Genomic DNA, 20304 nt, shown 5'->3' on the forward strand with positions numbered 1-20304 from the left:
GGCCGTTCAGTACCACGTGGTGAACAGCCTGGGATGGTCGTCGCTGCGGCCGTTGCAGGAGGCAGCGGTGTCGCCGGTGCTCGCGGGTGAGGACGCGTTGCTACTTGCTCCTACCGCCGGCGGAAAGACGGAGGCGGCGATGTTGCCGCTGCTATCTCGGATGGCCGCCGGCGGTTGGCGAGGGCTGAGCGTCCTGTACGTGTGCCCGCTGCGTGCGCTGGTCAACAACCTCGAGCCGCGTCTGTCGGCCATGACCGCCTGGCTCGGCCGTCGCGCCACGGTGTGGCATGGGGACGTGCCGGACTCGGTTCGGCAGCGGATCGCCAAGGACCCACCCGACGTACTCCTCACCACGCCCGAGTCGCTGGAAGCGATGCTGATGTCTGCTCGGGTGGACCACCAGTGGCTGTTCGGCGACCTACGGACGATCGTGGTCGACGAGCTTCACGCGTTTGGTGGCGACGACCGTGGCTGGCACCTGCTCGGAGTCCTTTCCCGGCTCACCCGGCTGGCCAGCCGGGCCGTGCAACGGGTCGGGCTGTCGGCGACGGTCGGCAACCCTGAGGTGCTGCTGGACTGGTTCGCGGGGGACTCGCCTGCGGCTCGGCGGGTTGTGAATCCGCCTGTAGCGGGGTCCGACGCCGTGCCGGAGGTGGAGCTGGACTACGTGGGCTCGGTGCAGAACGCGGCCCACGTGATCGCCCGCCTGCACCAGGGTGAGAAGCGGCTGGTGTTCTGCGATTCCAGGACGCAGGTGGAGGACCTGGCGGTCGCGCTTCGATATAACGGCGTGCAGACGTTCGTGTCGCACTCGTCCCTCTCGGCGGCGGAGCGGCGCCAGTCCGAAGCCGGGTTCGCCGCTGCGTCGAACTGCGCCATCGTCGCCACGTCGACGCTCGAGCTCGGGGTGGACATCGGTGACCTCGATCGCGTGATCCAGATCGACGCGCCATCGACCGTCGCTGCCTTTCTGCAGCGAATGGGGCGCACTGGGCGGCGGCCCGGCACCACGCGGAACACGCTCTTCCTCACTACCCGCCAGGCCTCCTTGTGGCAGGCCGCGTCGATCCTGTTGCTGTGGAGTCGCGGCTACGTGGAGCCGGTACGTCCACCTGTGCTCCCGCTGCACATCGTCGCGCAGCAGATCCTCGGGCTGATGCTTCAGGAGCGTCAGGTCGTTCACCACGACCTGTGGGACTGGCTCGACGGACTGGCGGTCGTACCGGGTGCTGACATGGTGCTTGCTCATCTTGTCGCCGAAGGCTTCGTGGTCGACGACGGCGGCTTGTTGTCGATCGGTCCAAGGGCGGAGAAGGAGTACGGGCGACGGCACTTCCTGGAGTTGACGTCCGCCTTCACCAGCGAGCCGATGCTCCAGGTCCTCTTTGGTCGGCAGGTGCTGGGGTCGCTGTCCGCGCTGTCCCTGGTGACGCGGCCCGAGGGCGGACCGCGGTTGGTGTTGCTCGGCGGACGCTCGTGGCTGGTGAGGCACGTGGACTGGAGAAGACGACAGGTCTTCGTGGAGGCGACCGATCTACGTGGCCGTTCGCGATGGAACGGTGGAGGGCGGACGATGTCTCACGAGCTCGCTTGGGCGCACCACGACGCCGTGGCTGGCTCGTCGCCCGACGGAGTGCGGCTTTCCCGCCGAGCCCAGGACGCGCTGGGCGAGCTGCGCGAAGACCACGCCTTCGTTAGCGCCGGCGACCGGACGTACGTGGTCAGCGACAGCGCCGGGGCAGTGAACTGGTGGACCTTCGCCGGCTTCGCCGCCAACTCGGCGCTAGCTCAAGGATTGAGCGATCTTGTGGACGACACCGCAGCCGTCGGGGACCTGAGACTAAGGCTAAGGCCGCACGTGCGCGCCGCCGACCTTCAGTCCGCCCTGGACGAGCGCCGCGAAGCCCTACTCGAAGCCCGCCCCTGTGTGGACAACGCAGCCCTCGACGGCCTGAAGTTCTCCGCCGCGCTGCCACCCGAACTAGCTAGAGCTACCCTCGCAGAGCGACTCAAAGATCTGTCCGGCGTGCGTTGGGCGCGGGAAGCCCTCCTCCGTGATGTCGACGTCAGCGCTGGCCATAGATGACCACCACTTTGCCAACCTGATGTCAGCGACCTGTGAAGACGAAGTGCAGGTAGCGCATGTGCGACAGCCTCTGCTGATCTTCTCTGGCCCGGCCAAGCGCATCATCAACGATGGCAAGGTTGAGTCGGCTGTTCTGCAGATCTGCAAGCTGCTGGTCGAACGACGAACGTTTGGTCTTTGCGCGCATTATTGCGGACGCATCCTCTGTCTCAAGGATCTCTAGCTCTCGTTGGACCCGTCGTTTCACATCGTCCCGCATCTTGCGTGCCGTCTCCGCCGCGGTGGTTCGCTCGCCCTCAAGCTTGATCTTCTTCCTGTTGACCTGACTCTTGATGTCGTCGCGTTCTTGATGCGTAAGCTGGATGGGGCAGCCTTTAGCTGCCAGCAATTCGCGCCGACTTCTCCAATCCTTGAGAATACGGGCCCTTTCCGGTCCTATGCCCGGAACCCTCGTAGTGCGGCCGCTGGGCAGGACAAGAACTACGTTCGTGCCGCCGCCACCCCCGGCAGTGAGTCGAAAATCAACGAAATCCGCAGCTGTCCGGATCCCACGAGCAGCGAGATTGGCGATCGTCTTCTCGCCGATGGAAGAGAGGTTCGCTCGGGAAATCAGCGCTTTCCGCAGTTCGTTCTCCACATATGTCCTCTGACGCGGGGCCAACGCCCTTGTAAAGGCAGCCTGTAGATCGCTGCTAAGATTGGCAATCTTTATGTCGATAGCTTGAATAGCGTCAGCGCTGGTCACGTTAACGGAGGCCAACTCGCGCGACATCCCGTCATTCAGGTCTCGCCGCTTCTTGGCGACGGTGGCAGCTCGGAGAGACTCGGTCTTTTCGAATGATTCTCGCTCCCGCTGAATGCGGTCAGCTTCGGCCGACGGATTAACGGCTGCCCGGCGTTGTTGCTCGAGCTCGCGGATCCGACTTCGGGTGTCCCGGCTCTCTGTCCGTATACGCCTTCCCAGCAGACTCAGGAGCAGTACTCCACTGAATGTGGCGACAAGAGTGCTCGGAAACGCTCCTGGAGCGAGCCGTCCGGAGACGTCTAGAAGCGCTGGCAGCAAAACTGACAGGGGGATTAGTAGTAACAGGACAACATCGAAGAAACGACGTCCTGAGAATTCCGCTCTAACAGATCCACTGGTCGCCGGAGAGGCAGGTACTTGTGACGGGGATGGTGTAGGTGTTCCTTCGGCGGAGATGTGAGAAGCGAGCCACCCAGGCAGGCTGCCGGGCCGTGCCCCAGTGGCATGTGTAGGAGGTGTCGACGTCATCCATGAAGCTTTAACTCCAGCCGCAGGCTGCGTCGACGCGACGGGCTGTGAGGTGGACAGCGGAGGCAGCGCGTCCAGCGGTTGCCACGTTAGGCTGCGAACAGCTTGGGCAAGGTCCCGAACAGCTTGATCCGTATGGCTTAGCAGTTCCGGGAACCGCGGCGCAGTGTCAGGTGACTTGAAATCATCTTCCGCGAGCAGCAGGTATTCGCCGCCGGGTTCGTGCAACTTGGCCCAGAGGCCAGGATCAACGGAGAGCGCGAGAAGGGACAAGTAGATGACCCATGCGGAGAACCGGTCCATGGTCGGCCCGAAGTCTGCCTCACTACGCGACGGAGACTGGTAGTGGCGATGGCCGGTCTCCGACGCGCGGAGGCCGCGCATGCCGGGGACGTACATGCCGTCGTAGTCGACCAGGCGGAAGGTTCCGTCCGATGCGACCAACAGGTTGCCGTGCTGAAGATCACCGTGGGCGATGCCGGCCTTGTCGAGATCAACCGTAAGGTCTGCAAACCGCTTGGCGAGGCGCCTTGTCGCAGCCCTGTCTGAATAGTTTTGCTCAAGCCAGTTCGCCAGTGTGGTTGCCTCTACCCACTCCATTTTCAATACGGGATACCGGCTGCCATTAACCAGTATGCCATCGCGCAAATACTCGAAGCCCATCTTCCATGGCTGCGATAGTTGCGCCATGGAGAGTTTGCTTAGCTGACTGCTGATCTCGTGATATCGTGATTCTTGGTCAGGGACATACCGCGTAAAGCATTTTAGTGCGTATCGTCGACCAGTTGTAGTCTCAAGCGAAAAAACACTCGCGAAGTTCCCCGACATGGGTTTCGGCATGCCGAGTTTGTTCGTGTCAACCCGACATGTCCTGAGCTCAGGTGCCCTAAAAACGTGGGCCGGGTTTTGAAGTGCAGTAGCGTAGTCGGCGCCCGATGGAAAAGCTTTGGGTGAGCCTGCATTTCCGAGACCCGCTGAACCGGCCGCCATCACGACTAACCCTGTACCTCGACATGAATCACAGAGACGTCGTCGTTGTGAATTTCTCCAGTCGCCCGGAGCTCAGAGATCCACTGAGTAAAGTCTTCCAAATTCTCATGCAGGCTGTATTTCCGCAACTGGTGTAGTGCCTCTTCGGACCTGGCCTTATCGTTACACGAGAAGAACCATGCCGCCAGCGCATCAGTCATAATGAATAGCTCGTCGCCAGCTTCGCAGATGCCGTGGCGAAACTGCGTCCGCTCAGAAATAAGAGCGACGTCGCGGTTTAAGCTCCCAAAGAGCATTGGGGTATTCCCGAACTCGTTGATGTTCTGGATCGGAAATGACTCGATGACCTGTTCGTCGCGCACGTGGAACAAGCATGTATCTCCGAGGGCGGCGGCCTTCCACGAAGCGGCGTGGTCGTCACTGGTTGGATCGACCCGCATAACCAGCAGCGTTGAGAACGCCCCCTGCGGAATCTTTGCCTCCTCGTACCACTTCAGCGGTCGTCCCTGCTGAGACCGAGTTGCAAGGTATTCGGCCAGCCAGTTGCGCCATTTGACGATAGCGTCAGTTGCGAAGTCAGAAAATGATTCCGCGGCATCGAAGAATGAGGCAGTCGAAGCGTGCTGCAAGGCGGTCTCGGCAAGTAAGCCGGCCCAGTGCTCAACGAGCATGCTCTCCGAGGCGCCGTCGCACATTGCCGCAATAACGGCGTCCTCAAAGTAGTCGTGGTATGGCACGTCAGGAGAAACTCGCAGTGCATCCTCACACTCGGCAGGAGTGTTTCCGGCTTTCGGTACTTGGAGATGCGTGCGGAAAAAACGTGTCGGAGTCACCGGAGTTCGGAGGCTCGGGTGCCGATGTCGAGGAACTGAACGATCGAAACAATGTCCGCGTTGTAAACAAAGCCTCGTGCGTTTTCTCCGATTCGGCTGCCAAGGACTTCTGCAGCGTATCCGCGGGTATTTGCAGGAAGGAGACTCGACATCCCGAAGAGCGTGCGAGCATACGAGTCCGGGAGACCAGCGTCAGAGTCCGGGAAGGTGACAGGGACGCCTCCAGCTGCGGAAACGTGTGAGTTGAAGAGAAGAGTTTCGCCATCGCTCGTGGCGTGACTCGTCAACGCGCTCGCTGCAGATGTCGGATCTCCGTCGGTCGACTCACCATCGGTGAGGTTCAAGACAATGGGCGGATAGCCATCAGGATGGCGTGCGACCCACTCCGATACTAAGGTTTCTGCGTAGCGCAGTGCCCGGTTCATCGGTGTGCCGCCGTTGGCAACAGGATCCATCCAGATGGCGAACTTGGCCGTGGTCTCGATCAAGCCGCCGGCGCCGTCAGGTATCTTCTTCTGTCGGTCTTCTACGCGCGCGGGGTTGTCGGCGACTTCGCTCAACGGGACCAGGTCCCGGCTGGAAAGTTCCCCGGCAAAAGCTGAGCCGACGGTGGAGCCGTAGCCGATGGCGGCGACATGGAAGTAGTCACGCACGCCCTCTTCCTTGGCGCACCTCACCGACAACTCGATGAGGATCCGGTTGATGGCGTCCGCAACGACGTCCGCCTTCCGCTGGGGAACCTCGCTGTCGCCTCCAATCGCATCGGTCATGGAGGTGGACTGATCTACCAGGAAGATGAAGCAGCCCGGGTTGTTACGGCTGATCTCGGCCGTGTACGGCATGCGTGGTGCTCCCGAAGTGTGTGTCGCCTCAGAGACCGCAGCCCCCAGCACCGGACCGGTCCCCCCTGGGCGGAGATTCTAACGGGGCCGCCCGAGTCCTGTCACTACTTTGGGTAGGGGCGCCCTCGGTGCTGTCCGCTGTGGCCGGCACGTCGGTGCTCCCCGATGGACGCCGGCGACGTCCGGTTCACAAGACCGAGCGCAGTCCAACCTGCGGGATCGTCCTGTTCCGGATGCCTGTAACTAGTAGCTGCCGTGGGGGCCGGTTGTAGCGTTCGACGCACGCGGTGGACTGTCCCCGGGGTTGAGCGGGAGGAGACGGGGTGGTGTACACACCGGGATCGACGTCTCATGTGCAATTGACGTCAGCGGCACTGCTAGCCAGAGTCGCGCACTCCGTGGCTTACAAGGGTTCACTTGGACAGGCCGGGGATAAACGGCGTGATGCTCGCCACGATGCCAGAGACAATCGCGACCACCCCGCCGACAGTCGCTAGGCAGTCCTTCGGGCTCGCCCAAAGTCCCTTGTTGAGAGCCCGCCAGCGGTGGGTTATGAAGATCATCTTGAGCTTCTGCCACTTGTGCTCTCTGAAGTGGCAGCCCAGGAGGAGTCCGTACGCGTTGTTGCGGCACAGCGTGTGCTGGCGTGTCTCTGCTCCACACCATCCAGGCGCGCGGAACAGGAAGTAGACCGCGACGATCGCCGACAGGATGACCAACGCAACGGGGCCGACTTGCCTGCTCCACCAGGCTGCTATGAGCAGCGCAAAGATCAGGTACCCCCAGTACTGACCCAGCTTCTTCATGGAGCCGAACGTAGGCCGATCACGAGGCGAGGTAAACACGTCGCACGGTGTTACTTCCGGACAAGGAGGTCCCGACATACGGGAAGTGCGCGCCCCGCCGGCAGTGATCCCAGGGCTTGCCGAACGTGCCTGTGGCTGACGCGGTGATGGTCCTACGCCGCGTTGCGCCTGCTCCGGATCCTGGCCTGCCCGTTGATCCCGATGGCGCCGCAGCGCCGACGTGAGGTGGCCGGGACAACTGATCCGGCCGCGTCCGACATCGGCCCGGACACCGTCCTGGCGAAGTCGCGAGCGGACATGAGCTAGCCCCGGTGGGTGTACGCGACACCTCCGGGGCCTGCGGGCGAGCAGTACACGCCGGGTGTGCTGTAAGGGTTCAGCAGTAGGTGTAGCTGCCGGTGCTGCCCCAGGAGCAGGTGTCGAGCTGGGTGCCGTTGTTGTTGCGTAGGTATGCGGTGTCGCCGGTGTTGTTCCACACGTATGCGCTGCGGCCCCAGTAGCGGTGGACGCTGGTGTTGGTGCCCTTGCCGGTGTGGATGTAGACGCTCTTCCCGGCGCCGAGGGAGAAGCTGGTGAAGGTGTAGACGTGGTTGGACTTGTCGCGGACGGTGTAGTTCTTGAGGTTGATCGCGTACGTGCGTGTGTTCTTCAGCCGGACGTACTCGGCGTTGAGGCTGGTGTTGGAGCCGGTGTCGGTGCCTGGTGAGTTGTAGTACGCCATGGTGAACATGACGGCCGGTGTGGCGGCCTGCGCCGGTACGGTGGCGGCCAGCGAGACCGCCAATCCGATGGCTAGAGACGAGACGAGGCCGATCAGCCGCTTCCTCACGTGGTTCCCCTCTTGGTGTTGACCTGACATCGGGCCGGATGAGCCGCCCGCTCATTCCGCCCTGCCCCCGCGTTGCTGAGGAGATGTTGCAAGGCCGGCGTCAACGAGTCGTGAACAGCGCGCGGATCGTGCTGGACGACCATCGCCTCGCAAGCGGCGCCGGAAACGATGACGCCGATCGGCCGATGGTGGGGCGAGGCACTGGGCGTCAGAACCGTCTCGGTCGACGGCACCCGTTTCCTGATCAACGGTGAGCCGGTCTACTTCAGGGGTTTCGGCGAGCATGAGGACAGCGACCTGCGTGGTAAGGCACACGACAGCGTGGTGATGGTGCACGACTTCGCGCTGACGGACTGGCTCGGTGCGAACTCGTTCCGCACCTCCCACTACCCCTACGCCGAGGAGGTGTCGGACTACGCCGACCGGCACGGCATCGTCGTCATCGACGAGACCCCCGCGGTCGGGCTGAACCTCGGCCTCGGCGGCGCCTTCTTCGGTGCCAGCGGGCTTGCGACGTTCTCCGAGGAGACCATCAAGGCCGCCACACAGAAGGTCCACCACCGAGCGATCGGGGAGCTGGTCGCCCGTGACAAGAACTATCCGTGCGTGGTGCTCTGGAGCGCCGTTGGCGGAGGAGGCCTGGCGGCTCGACCCGACCCGGCCGGTTGGCTTCGTCAACGTCATGATGGCGTCCGCGGACAAGGAGGTCGTCACCGCCCTTTTCGACGTGGTGATGCTCAACCGCTACTAGGGCTGGTACGTCAACACCGGGGACCTCGCGGCCGCAGAACGCGGACTGGAAACCGAGCTGCGCGCCTGGGCCGACAGGCACCACAAGCCGCTCATCATCACCGAGTCGCCCCTGGGTGCCGACTGCGCGCCCGTGGCGTAGCGCCCACGGCGCGAACTCCTCGGGGACCGGGGACCGCGTTGTTGTGTCAGTCGACGGGTGGGATCAGGAACGGATTCGCCACGTGCGGGTCCGGCGGCTCGATGAGCGTGCGGTCGGCGCCCTCGGGCCAGTCGACGAGCCGGCCCGTCTCTGGGTCGAGGAGGAGTTTGACTTCCGCGACCATCGACTTCACGGCCATGACCACGGCGTCGAGCTCGCCGGTCTCGAACTCCTCGCGCCCCGCTCCGTCCCATGTCTGGACCCGCCAGACGGCCGCGCCGAGCGGGGAGAAGTAGGTTCGGGTGACCAGGAGGACGGTCGCGTGCTGCCTGGGGTCCTCAGGAGGCTCGGGGAGGTCCGGGTCGTGTTCTGCCAGGGTCTCGGTCATGCTTCTGCCTCTCGAGAAGACCGCTCGGGCGATGGAGAAAAGTGTCCACCAGACCGATGCCATGACGAGCAGAACAATCGCCCATTCCGCGACTTTCACCGGGTCGACGTTCAGTTCACGGGCCTAGCCCGCGTTGCGGCCCCGATGGACGACGTACTCCAGGCGGCTCTGCCAGGTCAGCCTGCACCTGGACGACGTTTGATGGCGAGCGATCCACTAATTGATCCATCGCCTGCTCGACGAATGCAGGATCAGCAGCGTGTGGCCCGGTACACGTCGAGAGGGCCACTTCAGGTGTCCCGCCGAGCGCCTGGATCGCTACCTCCGCGGCCCCTTCCGTATTCACTCAGCCCTCGCGACGCTGGCCGCCGCCCGACCGGGGGCGCGCGACGGGTGTGGCCCGGCACGCCGTGTCTGGCGTAGGAGATCATGCCGCGAGCGAAGTGTACGACCCTTCATGAAGTAGATGATCTTACTCCACCGGACGTGGAGATCTCTGAGCTGACCACACTGAACGTGCCTAACGAACCAGTCGCAGTGACCCTGCGAACCCGTCGGCGACCCGCTGTTGAGGCGGCTTGAGCACAGGTCCCGCCGCCATGCCTTCTGTGTTTGTTTCAGAGGGACAGCTATGTTCCCGCTCGCGCAGGGCTGACGGCAGGTCAGCACGGACGTAGGTCTGGGGCACTGTGAGTTCGTTGTTGGCCTGCTGGTGTTGCTGGCTCTGGGGTGGTGGCTGTGGCGGAGGCACGCCGGGAAGAGCGAGCCCAGCTGGCGGCGGCGCAGGATGCTGTGGAGCCGAGGCGGCCTGCCGTACGGGTGACTTCGGGGCCGTATCCGTTCGCAGAGCTGAGTCAGGCCGTGGGCGGAGGTAGGTCCGGGAGGTTCGCCAAGTCAGATGCGCGGGGTCCGCTGTTGGTGTACGGGGATGTACCTGGCAAGTCCGCGTATCGGCACGACGGCGTGTACCTGGTGATCGACCTGGAGACCACGGGCTTCTCTCCGGCTCAATGCGACCGGATCATAGAGATCGCCGTTGCCCGGGTAGACGCATCGGGTCGCATCCTTGGATGAAAACGCGACGTTGATGAATCCGCAGGGCCGCGATGCCGGTCCGGTCTTCGTGCACGGCATCAGCAACGACGCCGTACGCGATGCCCCGATGTTTGCCGATGTTGCCGGTGACATTTGGTCACCAATGCCCTCGGATGGAAGACACCTGCTGAGGTCTTCGAGGATCAACTACGCCCGCTTTAACAAGCCAGTGTTGCGTCGACCGGTTGAACTCACCCAGTCCGGGTCACGGGCCTTCACCGACCGCGCCAAGGACTCCGGCCTGGTGCCCTCGACCAGAGCGCCGATACGGCGTGAACGGGTCTCGCCCGGCGACGTTAGCAACGCCTGGTCTGTAACGAGCCGCAGATCAGAGCCGGTCGATAGTCCGAGGTCCGTGGGGAGTTCCAGTCCCCCCTCGGACATCCTGTGATGTCGCGGGACGGCGTGGCCGGATTTCTCGGCTTGGGCTCAGGTCGCCGGGCCGTTTCGCTGGAGCTCGTCCAGCCAGGCGGCGGCACTGGCGTCGGAGGGTGCCCGCCAATCGCCGCGCGGCGATAGCGCGCCGCCGGCGCTGACCTTGGGCCCGTTGGGCAGTGCGGAGCGCTTGAACTGTGAGAAGGCGACGTAGCGCTGGAGGAATTCTCTGAGCCAGCGCACGATCGTGGGCAGGTCGTAGGCGTGGCGGGCGTCATCGGGTAAGCCGGCGGGCCAGCGGCCCGCGTCGGCGTCGCGCCAGGCGTGCCAGGCGAGGAAAGCGATCTTCGACGGCGGTAGACCGTAGCGCAGTACGTGGAAGAGGAAGAAGTCGTGCAGCTCGTACGGGCCGACGCGGTCCTCGGTGCTCTGGAGCGTCCCGGTTTCCTCGTCGGCGGGGACGAGTTCCGGGGAGATCTCGGTGTCGAGGATCGAGGTGAGCAGTTCGCTGGTGCGTTCGTCGAACTGCCCGGTGTTGACCGTCCAGCGGATCAGGTACTGGATTAGCGTCTTGGGTACGCCGGCGTTGACGGCGTAATGGCTCATCTGGTCGCCGACACCGTAGGTGCACCAGCCCAGCGCGAGCTCACTGAGGTCGCCGGTGCCGACGACGAAACCACGGCGCTGGTTGGCCAGCCGGAACAGGTAGTCGGTGCGGAGCCCGGCCTGGACGTTTTCGAAGGTGACGTCGTAGGCCTGCTCGCCGCGGCTGTAGGGGTGGCCCATGTCCTTGAGCATCTGCTCGGCCGCCGGGCGGATGTCGATCTCGCCGGCCTCGACACCGAGCGCCTTCATCAGCGCCCATGCGTTGGATTTGGTCGCCTCGCCGGTGGCGAATCCGGGCATCGTGAACCCGAGGATCGACGAGCGCGGCACGCCGAGCTGGTCGCAGGCCTTGGCCGCAACGATCAGGGCGTGGGTCGAGTCGAGCCCGCCGGACACGCCGATGACCATGCGGTCGCCGGCGGCACGGTAGCGGCGGGCCAGGGCGGCGACCTGGATGTTGAATGTCTCGTAGCAGTCCTGGTCCAGATGCTGCTGGTCGTCGGGGACGAACGGGAAGCGGCGCAGCGGACGCCGCAGGCCGAGGTCACCGGGGAGCGGCCGGTGCTCGAACGGGACCGTCCGGATCCGCCGCTCGGGCCCGCCCGCAAGCTCGGCGGCGTCGGCGAACGTCGGCGTGCGCATGCGCTCCAGTCGGATGCGTTGGAGGTCGACGTCGGCGATCAGCAGCTGCGCCTCGTCGGCGAAGCGATCGGACTCGGCGAGCAAAGCGCCCAGTTCATGCACCGTGCCCTGCCCGTCCCAGGACAGGTCGGTGCTGCTTTCGCCGGGCCCGGCGGCGGAGTAGATGTACGCAGCCATGGCCCGGGTCGATTGAGCGGCCGACAGCGCCGCCCTGTCGGCAGCCTTGCCGACGGTGATGTTGGATGCCGACAAGTTGGCCAGGACGGTCGCGCCGGCCAGCGCCGCGTAGGACGACGGCGGAGTGGCCGACCAGAAGTCCTCGCAGATCTCGACACCGATGCTGAAGTCGGCCAGGTCCGTCGCCGCGAAGATCAGGTCGGTGCCGAAGGGGACGGTCGCCCCGGCGACGGTGATCTCCTGCCCGGCGGTCCCGGCGCCGGAAGCGAACCAGCGCTTCTCGTAGTACTCGCGGTAGTTCGGCAGGAACGTCTTCGGCACGACGCCCAGGATCTCGCCGCGGCTGACTGCCACCGCGCTGTTGTAGAGGCGTCCGCCGCGGCGCAGCGGAGCGCCGACCAGCAGAACGGGACCGAGCTCGCGGCTGGCGTCGCGCACAGCGGCGACCGCGTCCTCGGCGGCGTCGAGCAGCGCCTCCTGCAACAACAGATCGTCGATCGCGTACGACGAGAGCCCCAGCTCCGGGAACACGACCAGGTCGACTCCCTCGGTGTCGGCCTGCCGGGCGAGGTCGACCGTGGCCTCGGCGTTGCGGGCGGGCTCGGCCGTCCAGACCAGCGGGGTGGCCGCAGCGACCCGGACCATGCCGTGGCTGTGCAGCCCGGCGAACTCTCGGTTGCTCACCGGATCAACTCTCCCGGAAGCCGAGCTGCCGGTCCAGCTCAGCCGCCAGATCTGCCAGGGCGGCGGCCGCGGCCGCCGAGCGGATCTCGCTCCGGTTTCCCTCGAAGTGATGCTCGTGGCTGCTGACGCCCTGCGCCGAGGCGATGCCGACGTGCACCTCGCCGACCGGGCGCCCGCCCTGCGGACCCGGCCCGGCGACCCCGGTGATGCCGACGCCGTAATCGGCGTCGACGCGTTCGCGGGCACCGATGGCCAGCTCCTCGGCGACGGCGGGGTGGACCGGGCCGTGCTTGCTCAGTAGATCGTTGTCCACCCCGGCCATGTGATTTTTGGTGTCCGTTCCGTAGACGATCAGGCCGCCCCGGTAGGTCACACTGGTCGCCGGCGCTTCGGTCAACAGCACCCCGAGGAGCCCGCCGGTCAACGATTCCGTGGTCGCCACCGTGGCGCCGAGCTCCACGAGCCGGCTGTGAACCTGGTCGGCGTGACGTCGCGCCTCCTGCACGGGGCCGAGGGGTTCGGAATCGTTCATCCGGCCGTCAGCCCTCACATTCGTGTCGTGGCCCGTGGCGATGTCGTTCGCCGGCTCCATCGTATCGGCGCGGCCGTGCGGAGTCCTGAGGCCGGTGGGGCGGTCAGGTCGGATCGTCAGGTGCCTCGGGCGGCCAGACCGCCCGGAGGGCCATCCGTCAAGGCCGCCCGGCGCTGGGAGTGCGGGGAGATGAGTGGGGTCGTGGAGTCCTACGACAAGGGGTACGTGATGGCGTGGGTGCGGGCGCGGATGGCGCCGGCGACCGTGCACATGTACGGCGGGGAATCGTGGCCCGAGACGTAAGCGTGCCGTGGCCGCTACCCTCCGTGCGAGGTTTCTTGTAAGCGGAGACCAAGTGACCCGCGGGGCGGCCGAGGCTGGCGCTTGGGCCTCCCTGCTCGGTTCGGACAGTGTCGTCAGCTCGGCCATCTGCCGCGTTACGTACGTGCATCGCTGACGGGCAGGAGTACGGGCTCAAGTGGCGATGTCGTAGGACCCGGCGGCGCCAAGGCTGCGGCTAGCTCGTAAGTTCCAGCCGCTGTACCTGCCACGCGAGGAAAACCAGCCCCTGACCTGCGCAAACAGGTCCAGGGCCGTTCTCGTTGGCTTCCGGTGGCGTTCGGCTGTCGGCGGTCGTGGGCCAGTGTCTGCGGCCGTTGCGGCTGGCGTGGGTCGGCTTCTGGCCTTCGCTACCCGAAGCGCATGCGACTTGATGTCGACGTGACAAAAGTCGACTGCTAGCTGCGGGCCCGTGCCGCCACACACGGGAGGCATGCCCTGTGCGTCTCCGCTGTGCCGCGGGTGTCGCGGCTTACAGTCGTCGGACCTCTGCGAAACTCCTGCGCAAAACGATCTCCCGCGGTGAGAATTGCCGAACAATTGACCGGACGCGCATCGCCGGTGCCGGTCTGACTCCCAGGGAGGGACGATGAAGCGCCTCGTTAGCCTTCTGTCGCTCGCCGCGCTGCTACTCGGGGTAGGTGCGGCACCGGCGACGGCAGCCGTAACCCACGAGCGACACATACGGCACAAGTTCCACTTCACTCAGCACGAGGTGAACTTCTGCGGGAACACCGGCACCTACAGCTACGTGTCCACGGGCCACATATTCTTTGCGTGGAGAGCCGACGGATCGTTCCACTTGAACAGCACGATGGTCAATCGGTGGACCGTCGTCTACGACGATCCCGCACTGGGCACCAGGACCGGCAAGTCGACGGTGACGAACACCGGCACCACAAGATCTGACGGACGCTACAAAGTGTTCCACGAGAGCTGGAATCTCCGAGAAGGGCCGCTGACGATCCGGAACCGCACCACACTCGTCTGGGACGCGAAAGATCGCTTGCGGGTCCAAAACCAAGTGGTCAGAGTCAAAGGCTGCTAGCCTCGACCTTTCACGCAGCTGACGGTCGCTGTTCGGTGGCGTGGTGGGTCTCCCCAAATCTGGGTGGACGGCTTCAGGGGACCGTGCTTATCGCCCCGGGCAAGCAGGTCGGTGAGAAGCTCCGCCGCCTGGGTGAATCTGCTCGCGTCCACCGCGGCGAATGTGGCAGCAGCCCAGCGTTGCTGATGCGAAAATGCGCCGTCGACCTGGCTCAGATCGACGCCGGCCGACCGTACTGCGCTCTGAACCATCTGCCCCCCAACCTCCGCTTCAGGGCTGAGCAGCTCGGGTGTCCGCCGAGCGTCGTCATGCCCCGTTGCTGCAGCGTCGTACGGCCGATACACGGCGTCAATGCGCAGGTCCAGGCCAGTTCCACGCCTCGTTCACCAACGCGGATCACGACCGTTGACGGACCCCTGGGGGACGCCTACTTTGTGGCATCGGCGGCTGATTCGACGGCGGGCCGTCGCGCACGACGGGGGGGGGCGGGGATATGGAGGAGGAGTGTCCGTCGGTCCGACCGTTGCCCGGATGACCCTGCGCGTTGCCGTCGCCGTGCTGGCGGCGGTCGTCGTCGCCGCTGGGTGCGCGAACAACGGGGCCTCACCGGGCCCACCGCCGCGGACATCGTCGATCAGGGCGACCTCGCAGGAACCCAGCCCGTCGGCGACGCCCTCGCAGGAGCCGAGCCCGTCGGCGACGACCTCGCAGGAACCCAGCCCGTCGGCGACGCCCTCGCAGGAGCCGAGCCCGTCGGCGACGCCCTCGCAGGAACCCAGTCCTCCGGCTACTCCCTCCGACACACCGACCACCCCGGCGCGGGACACGCCCACACCGGACTCGACCGCACAGCCCCAGGGATGCGTCGACCGCGTGTACGCCGGGATGTCCCGCGCCCAGCGGGTCGGCCAGCTGATTATGTCCGCGGTCAGCACGTCGGGGGTCACCTCATCGGAGCTCGACGTGCTCCGCCGCGACCATGTCGGCGGGGTCATCCTCATGGGGCACACCTACGCCGGGGCGAACCACGTCAGGTCGGTCACCAACCGCACGCAGTCGGTGGCCCCGACGGTCGCCGGGTCCAGGGTGGGCCTGCTGGTCGCCACGGACCAGGAGGGAGGCAAGGTCCAGGTGCTCAACGGCCCCGGCTTCTCGGCCATACCCACCGCCGTCGTCCAGGGCCAGTGGTTGACGGCGCAGCTCCGGCAGCGTGCGGCGGAATGGGGCCGCCAGTTGCGCGGCGCAGGTGTCAACCTGGACCTGGCGCCGGTGGTCGACGTGGTCCCGCCGAACCTCGTCTCCGCCAACCATCCGATCGGTCGCCTGTCCCGCGAGTACGGCAACGACCCCGAGACCGTCGCCCGGCAGTCCTCCGCGTTCGTCCGGGGGCTCGGGCAGTCGCGTGTCGAGTCTGCACTCAAGCACTTCCCGAGCCTGGGCCACGTCGTCGGCAACACCGACTTCTCGGCGGATGTCGTCGACGACGTGACCACGCGCAGCGGCGACTTCGTCCTTCCCTACCGCAGCGGCACCCAGGCCGGGGCGGGCTTCGTCATGGCGTCGCTGGCCAGGTACACCCGGATCGACCCCGCGAACCTCTCCGTCTTCTCACCCGTACTGCTACGGGACGTGCTGCGCGGCCAGCTCGGGTTCCGGGGCGTCGTGATCTCCGACGACCTGGGCGCCGCCGTGGCCGTGCACTCGGTGTCGCCGGGCAAACGCGCCACTAGGTTCTTGTCCGCCGGTGGCGACATGGTGCTGACGGTCGACCCGTCGACCGTGGACGCCATGACCTCCGCAGTGCTGTCCAGGGTGTCGAGCGACACGTCGTTCCGTGCGCACGTGGACGCGAGCGTGCACCGGGTGCTCACCGCAAAGGTGGAAGCCGGTCTGCTCGGCTGCGCAGGATGAACCTCCGGCGAGGGCGAGCAGGAGGTTGGGGTTCGATGTGTGGCTGTGACCGTACCGGAAGCGCCGGCACCAACGGCGATCTCCATCTCCGGTCCCACCGTTCGCATCACCGACGAGCTTGTGGGCACAGCTGCACGGCTACTCCTGGAGACCTCGGAGCGGCTTGGAGCCGAGTTGAGGTCCTACAAGAGGGGCCCATGGAGGGTGCTGGACGGTTGAGCTCGGGTGGCCACACCCGCTTCGGCGACCACGTGAGCGATCGGACGGGTCTGGCACCGCGTGGGACACGAGGGATGGTCCCTTTCAGCGAGCAAGACGGTTGGTCGCACTTCCATCCTGCCGCCCGGCGATGTACCCCTCCCTCTCGCCCCAGCCCGCGTCAACAACCTCATGAGCCACAACACCTAGACAGTCGTGTAACCGGGCGAGCAGCGGCATCCCGAGCCGCAGCCGATCCCAGGTGTCCATTCCTGAGTCCGACTCGACGAACTCCTCCACCTCCACGAGCCGATCACCGAACTTCGCCCAGCCATGCCCTTCCGGCGTCAGGCACAGGTCAGCCACAGGGAGTCCGCCGCCGGCGAGGATGCTGCGCACCAGATGCAGCGACTCCAACCGCTCGGCATCTACCCACGGCCGATGGGCCCGGACAACCAGCCGACGCCTGCCGGACCATACGGCCATGTTGAGGCTGAACCCGCCGCCCAGGTCAACTGGGTCGACAAGCTCGCCCAGCCCGTACCGCTCACGGACGAACTGAAGCAGATCGCAAGAGAATCCGGCACGTGGCAGAACGTCGGTCATGGTCTGAGAAGCTAGCGAAGCCGCCAATCTCGGCGCCACCCGATTCCGACCCTCCGGCGGGTCTGTGCCCCGGCGGGGCGCCGCGAGGCAGACTTCGCGGCACCCGCCGGTGGCTACTGCCAGGTCACGTTGTCGAGCTGGAACTCGCCGGGCCACGCCCCGTAGTCCGTGTCGGCCGTGCGGGTCCCGATCTCGATCCGGCTCACCGCCGACGCACCTGCCCAGCCCTTCAGCTCGAACGAGAGCGACGTCCACGCGTCCGCCGACGTGTTGAACGTCTTGGTCAGCGTGGCGCCGTTGGCGCCGGTCAGCTTCACGGTCACCTGGTACCCGGTCGCCTGGTCGACGCCGGGCACGCTGCCCCAGGAGTTGAACTTCAGCGAGAAGGTCGAGGCTCGTGACATGTCGATCGGCTGGTCGGGGGCGAGGTAGACGCTGCGTACCGCTGTCGGCGCCACGGACGCGGTGTTCGCCTGCAGGCAGCCACCGGAGAAGCATCTGCCCGGGCTGTTCGCGATGGAGGTCACCTGTTCCACCCCGGTCACGTTCTGACCCGCCTGCCAGCCCTGCACACTGTCGTCGAAGGTGTAGCGAGGATCGATGTTTTTCCACGGGCTGTTCGCTTCACCTGGCACCTGATTGCGGGTGTACTGCAGCGCCTCGTACAGATGGCCCTGATAGCTGGCCTTGTCGCCGGCGTGGAAAATCCGCGAGGGCGTCCAGATTGGCGTGCCGTCGTCGGTCATCGCGATTTCCTGCCACGGACCGTTCGGGTCGCCCGGGGTCTGGTTGCGGGAATGCCATGCGGCGAGGTACGTCTTGCCCTGGTAGCTGACCTTGTCGCCGGCCTCGAATATCCGTGAGGCCGTCCACTTCGGGGTGCCGTCGTCGGTCGTCGCGGTCTCCTGCCACGGGCCGTTCGGGTCGCCCGGGGTCTGGTCGTAGGAGCGCCATGCGGCGAGGTAGGTCTTGCCCTGATAGCTGACCCGGTCGCCGGTGTTGTAGACGGTGGTCAGTTTCCAGGCCGGTGGGTGCTCGTAGTCGTAGCCGGTGGGCAGCGCGTACAGCACCGCCTCGCCCGCATCGAGGTGGCGGTCCAGCGGCGTGCCATCGGTCAGCGCGATCGGCGTGCGGAGGGTTCCGTCGGTGCGGCTGAGCTCCTGTACCGAACCGATGCCGTGGTCGAAGGTGAGGGAGATGTCCTGACCCCTGGTGAAGTCGTTGTTGACGACCATCAGGTAGTTGCGGCCGGTGTCCCGATCACGCAGGTAGGAGAGTGTCAGGTTCTGGTTGGAGCCGGCATGGGTGAAGAAGTCCTTCGGCACCGTCGGCTGACCGTAGGTGTTGCCGTTCTGCCAGACCTGCCTCGCGTCCAGCTTCACCAGGGTCGAGCCGATCGCGTGGATCTCGCTGTCGAGCTGCTTGACCGGCTCGTACAGGTCGGTCTTTTGCCCGTCGGCGGTCACGATGGCGTCGGTGAACGTCTGGCTACGGTTGGTCGGGGTGAACCAGGTGAAGTAGGACAGCTGCTTGTATCCGTAGGCCAGGGCCAGGTTGGCCTCGTAGCGGATCTCGGTGGCGTTGGGTCGGCGGAAGCCGCCCGGTAGCCCTATCGACTGCAGGTAGGTCGCCGTCTTGGTGTTGTTGGCAAGTCCGACCTTGCGTACCGTGTTGAGGTTGGTCAGGAAGCCGGTGTAGTCCATGCTGTCCGCCGCCAGTCCTAACGGATACCGGTCGAACATCAGGTAGCCACGGCCATCGATGCCGGTCAGGTAGTTCTGCATGACCTGCGCGTACGCCGCCTCTGACGGGTAAACGCTGCTGGGCAGGAAGTTCAGGTGCGCGTCGTAGCCGGGTGCGACGTCGGCGATGGCGTTGACGACATGCTGGTACGGGGTGGGGTCGTACGGCTCGTCCACGAGGTAGAACCCACCCACGCCCGGCACGTCGGTGTACTCCCGCACGAGCTTCTTGATCTGGTCGTCGGACATCGACGGGAAGCTCGTGAAGCGACTGTCGTAGACCGTCGCCTGCAGGCCGTGCTGGTACGCGAGTTGGGCCATCTTCAGGTTGATGTCCTTGGTCGCCAATGTGTCGTTGCCCACTACGTCATCGATGCCGGCGTCGCCGAGATAGCGGTACTGGGTGTCGTTGACGTAGTTGGCACCCGTGGGTGGCCAGAACACCGAGATGAGGATGTTGTCCTCACCCATCCGCGCTACGTGGTCCTGCACCTTGACCGAGATCGACGTCGAGACGTCGAGCTGCGGTGCGGTCAACGTGATCGTCGCCTCGCCCGGCGCCACCGCCGTCACCTTGCCGGTGTCGTCCACCGTCGCCACCGCCGGGTCGGAGGAGGACCAGGCCACCTGCGGCGTACCACCGGGTGCGGCGGCCCGGTACGGCAACTGGTCACTGCCGCCGGTCTCCAAGAGCAGCGCGGGCTTGTCGATGGACAGATGTACGCCACTGATCGTGCCGAAGACCGCGAGCTCGGACAGCTGTACCAGGTATCCGTCGCCGGTGGCGACGCCGTTGCGCCGGGTGACGTACAGGCGCAGGTACCGCCCTTTCACCCCCGCCAGGTCAACCACCGCTGGATCGGTGCGGTCGTCGGCGTTGCCGCTGCTGGAGAAGACGGTGGTGTAGGTGTCGCCGTCGTCGGACACCTCGACGCGGAAGTCGGCCGGGAAGCTCTTGCTCCGTGGGAAGACGACGACCCGGTCCAGATCGTAGGTATCGCCGAAGTCGTAGCGCACCCACGCCGTGGCCGTCGGGTCCTGCACCTTCTCGTACGGATTGGTGCTCCACCCGTCGGCGGTGCCCGCCACCTGGTTGTTCAGGAAGGCCATGGCCCAGGTCTCGCTGGGCATCTCGTAACTGGAGGAAGACGTCACCGTGGCACCGACCGCAATGTTGCTGGTGCCGTCCGGAGCGTAGCCGGCCACGTCGTTGGGATCCGAGGGAACCGACGTGGCACCTGCGGGGCTGACCGTGACAGCCGAGCCCGCTGTTGCCGCGGCGAAGGTTCGTGTCGGTGCCAGGGCCACCGACCAGACCGATGTTGCCGCGACGGCGAGAGCTACCGCCATCGCGCGGCGCAGTAGTCCTTGCATCAGTACCCCTCAGAACACTAAGCGCAGGCGTGTCAT

15 protein-coding genes and 2 pseudogenes are annotated in these 20304 nt (G+C 65.5%); 7 read left to right on the forward strand and 10 right to left on the reverse strand.

What is annotated here, in order from left to right:
* Nucleotides 1–19: 19 nt before the first annotated feature.
* Nucleotides 20–2086, forward strand: coding sequence for a DEAD/DEAH box helicase (locus tag BLU27_RS10745; RefSeq protein ID WP_277869306.1), 2067 nt, complete (start codon nt 20–22; stop codon nt 2084–2086).
* Nucleotides 2087–2108: 22 nt separating this feature from the next.
* Here the strand turns inward: BLU27_RS10745 and BLU27_RS10750 are convergent, their stop codons facing one another.
* The 5 genes from BLU27_RS10750 to BLU27_RS10770 all read right to left on the reverse strand — a co-directional run bounded on the left by BLU27_RS10750 (nt 2109) and on the right by BLU27_RS10770 (nt 7659).
* Nucleotides 2109–4049: a protein kinase family protein gene (locus tag BLU27_RS10750; protein ID WP_172804928.1), complete on the reverse strand. Its 1941-nt coding sequence runs from the start codon at nt 4047–4049 to the stop codon at nt 2109–2111.
* 305 nt (nt 4050–4354) lie between these two features.
* On the reverse strand, nt 4355–5182 hold the full coding sequence (locus BLU27_RS10755; protein ID WP_277869291.1) for a protein phosphatase 2C domain-containing protein: 828 nt from the start codon (nt 5180–5182) through the stop codon (nt 4355–4357).
* Nucleotides 5179–6024: a vWA domain-containing protein gene (locus tag BLU27_RS10760; RefSeq protein ID WP_092652895.1), complete on the reverse strand. Its 846-nt coding sequence runs from the start codon at nt 6022–6024 to the stop codon at nt 5179–5181. The genes BLU27_RS10755 and BLU27_RS10760 overlap by 4 nt, the downstream gene beginning before the upstream one ends.
* 413 nt (nt 6025–6437) lie before the next feature.
* The gene (locus BLU27_RS10765) at nt 6438–6830 is read right to left on the reverse strand and encodes a hypothetical protein (RefSeq protein ID WP_092652897.1); all 393 of its coding nucleotides are present in this window, start codon (nt 6828–6830) and stop codon (nt 6438–6440) included.
* Between the two features lie 376 nt (nt 6831–7206).
* Nucleotides 7207–7659, reverse strand: coding sequence for a lamin tail domain-containing protein (locus BLU27_RS10770; protein ID WP_241827907.1), 453 nt, complete (start codon nt 7657–7659; stop codon nt 7207–7209).
* A 168-nt stretch (nt 7660–7827) separates the two neighbouring features.
* On the opposite strand from BLU27_RS10770, the pseudogene BLU27_RS31185 reads away from it, so the two are divergent.
* Both BLU27_RS31185 and BLU27_RS31190 read left to right on the forward strand, forming a co-directional pair.
* Nucleotides 7828–8271: pseudogene (locus tag BLU27_RS31185) on the forward strand (glycoside hydrolase family 2 TIM barrel-domain containing protein); the annotation flags it as partial.
* A 13-nt stretch (nt 8272–8284) separates the two neighbouring features.
* Nucleotides 8285–8410 (forward strand): hypothetical protein, encoded by a 126-nt coding sequence (locus BLU27_RS31190; RefSeq protein WP_277869325.1) that lies wholly within the window; start codon nt 8285–8287, stop codon nt 8408–8410.
* 187 nt (nt 8411–8597) lie between these two features.
* Here BLU27_RS31190 and BLU27_RS10780 read toward each other — a convergent pair whose 3' ends face one another.
* Nucleotides 8598–8939 carry a hypothetical protein gene (locus BLU27_RS10780; RefSeq protein ID WP_092652901.1) on the reverse strand — a complete coding sequence of 114 codons (342 nt, stop codon included), beginning with the start codon at nt 8937–8939 and terminating at the stop codon, nt 8598–8600.
* A 972-nt stretch (nt 8940–9911) separates the two neighbouring features.
* On the opposite strand from BLU27_RS10780, the gene BLU27_RS31195 reads away from it, so the two are divergent.
* On the forward strand, nt 9912–10013 hold the full coding sequence (locus tag BLU27_RS31195) for an exonuclease domain-containing protein (RefSeq protein WP_422386100.1): 102 nt from the start codon (nt 9912–9914) through the stop codon (nt 10011–10013).
* 450 nt (nt 10014–10463) lie between these two features.
* On the opposite strand, the gene BLU27_RS10785 is transcribed toward BLU27_RS31195, so the two are convergent.
* A complete protein-coding gene (locus BLU27_RS10785; protein ID WP_092652903.1) occupies nt 10464–12518 on the reverse strand; it encodes an NAD(+) synthase in 2055 nt (684 codons plus the stop codon).
* Nucleotides 12519–12522: 4 nt separating this feature from the next.
* Nucleotides 12523–13050 (reverse strand): CinA family protein, encoded by a 528-nt coding sequence (locus tag BLU27_RS10790; RefSeq protein ID WP_092657542.1) that lies wholly within the window; start codon nt 13048–13050, stop codon nt 12523–12525.
* A gap of 928 nt (nt 13051–13978) precedes the next feature.
* Between BLU27_RS10790 and BLU27_RS10795 the strand changes: the two genes are divergently transcribed.
* From BLU27_RS10795 to BLU27_RS31395, 3 genes and pseudogenes are all read left to right on the forward strand, one after another.
* Nucleotides 13979–14437: a hypothetical protein gene (locus BLU27_RS10795; RefSeq protein WP_092652905.1), complete on the forward strand. Its 459-nt coding sequence runs from the start codon at nt 13979–13981 to the stop codon at nt 14435–14437.
* 531 nt (nt 14438–14968) lie between these two features.
* Nucleotides 14969–16348: a glycoside hydrolase family 3 N-terminal domain-containing protein gene (locus tag BLU27_RS10800; RefSeq protein WP_197681770.1), complete on the forward strand. Its 1380-nt coding sequence runs from the start codon at nt 14969–14971 to the stop codon at nt 16346–16348.
* A gap of 21 nt (nt 16349–16369) precedes the next feature.
* Nucleotides 16370–16567, forward strand: a pseudogene (locus BLU27_RS31395) (hypothetical protein); the annotation flags it as partial.
* 84 nt (nt 16568–16651) lie between these two features.
* Here the strand turns inward: BLU27_RS31395 and BLU27_RS10810 are convergent.
* Nucleotides 16652–17152: an aminoglycoside phosphotransferase/kinase family protein gene (locus BLU27_RS10810; protein ID WP_092652909.1), complete on the reverse strand. Its 501-nt coding sequence runs from the start codon at nt 17150–17152 to the stop codon at nt 16652–16654.
* 113 nt (nt 17153–17265) lie between these two features.
* A complete protein-coding gene (locus BLU27_RS10815; protein ID WP_092652911.1) occupies nt 17266–20268 on the reverse strand; it encodes a carbohydrate-binding protein in 3003 nt (1000 codons plus the stop codon).
* Nucleotides 20269–20304: the final 36 nt, after the last annotated feature.

The sequence above is a fragment of the Actinopolymorpha singaporensis genome, assembly GCF_900104745.1.
Taxonomy (GTDB): Bacteria; Actinomycetota; Actinomycetes; order Propionibacteriales; family Actinopolymorphaceae; genus Actinopolymorpha; species Actinopolymorpha singaporensis.

Bases quoted from the DNA above. Each gene is read 5' to 3' on its own strand.
- BLU27_RS10800 (WP_197681770.1), top strand. From the start codon at position 14,969: ATGACCCTGCGCGTTGCCGTCGCCGTGCTGGCGGCGGTCGTCGTCGCC.
- BLU27_RS10810 (WP_092652909.1), bottom strand. From the start codon at position 17,152: ATGACCGACGTTCTGCCACGTGCCGGATTCTCTTGCGATCTGCTTCAG.
- BLU27_RS10790 (WP_092657542.1), bottom strand. From the start codon at position 13,050: ATGAACGATTCCGAACCCCTCGGCCCCGTGCAGGAGGCGCGACGTCAC.
- BLU27_RS10765 (WP_092652897.1), bottom strand. From the start codon at position 6,830: ATGAAGAAGCTGGGTCAGTACTGGGGGTACCTGATCTTTGCGCTGCTC.
- BLU27_RS10795 (WP_092652905.1), top strand. From the start codon at position 13,979: ATGAAGCGCCTCGTTAGCCTTCTGTCGCTCGCCGCGCTGCTACTCGGG.
- BLU27_RS10750 (WP_172804928.1), bottom strand. From the start codon at position 4,049: ATGGCGCAACTATCGCAGCCATGGAAGATGGGCTTCGAGTATTTGCGC.
- BLU27_RS10780 (WP_092652901.1), bottom strand. From the start codon at position 8,939: ATGACCGAGACCCTGGCAGAACACGACCCGGACCTCCCCGAGCCTCCT.
- BLU27_RS10760 (WP_092652895.1), bottom strand. From the start codon at position 6,024: ATGCCGTACACGGCCGAGATCAGCCGTAACAACCCGGGCTGCTTCATC.
- BLU27_RS10815 (WP_092652911.1), bottom strand. From the start codon at position 20,268: ATGCAAGGACTACTGCGCCGCGCGATGGCGGTAGCTCTCGCCGTCGCG.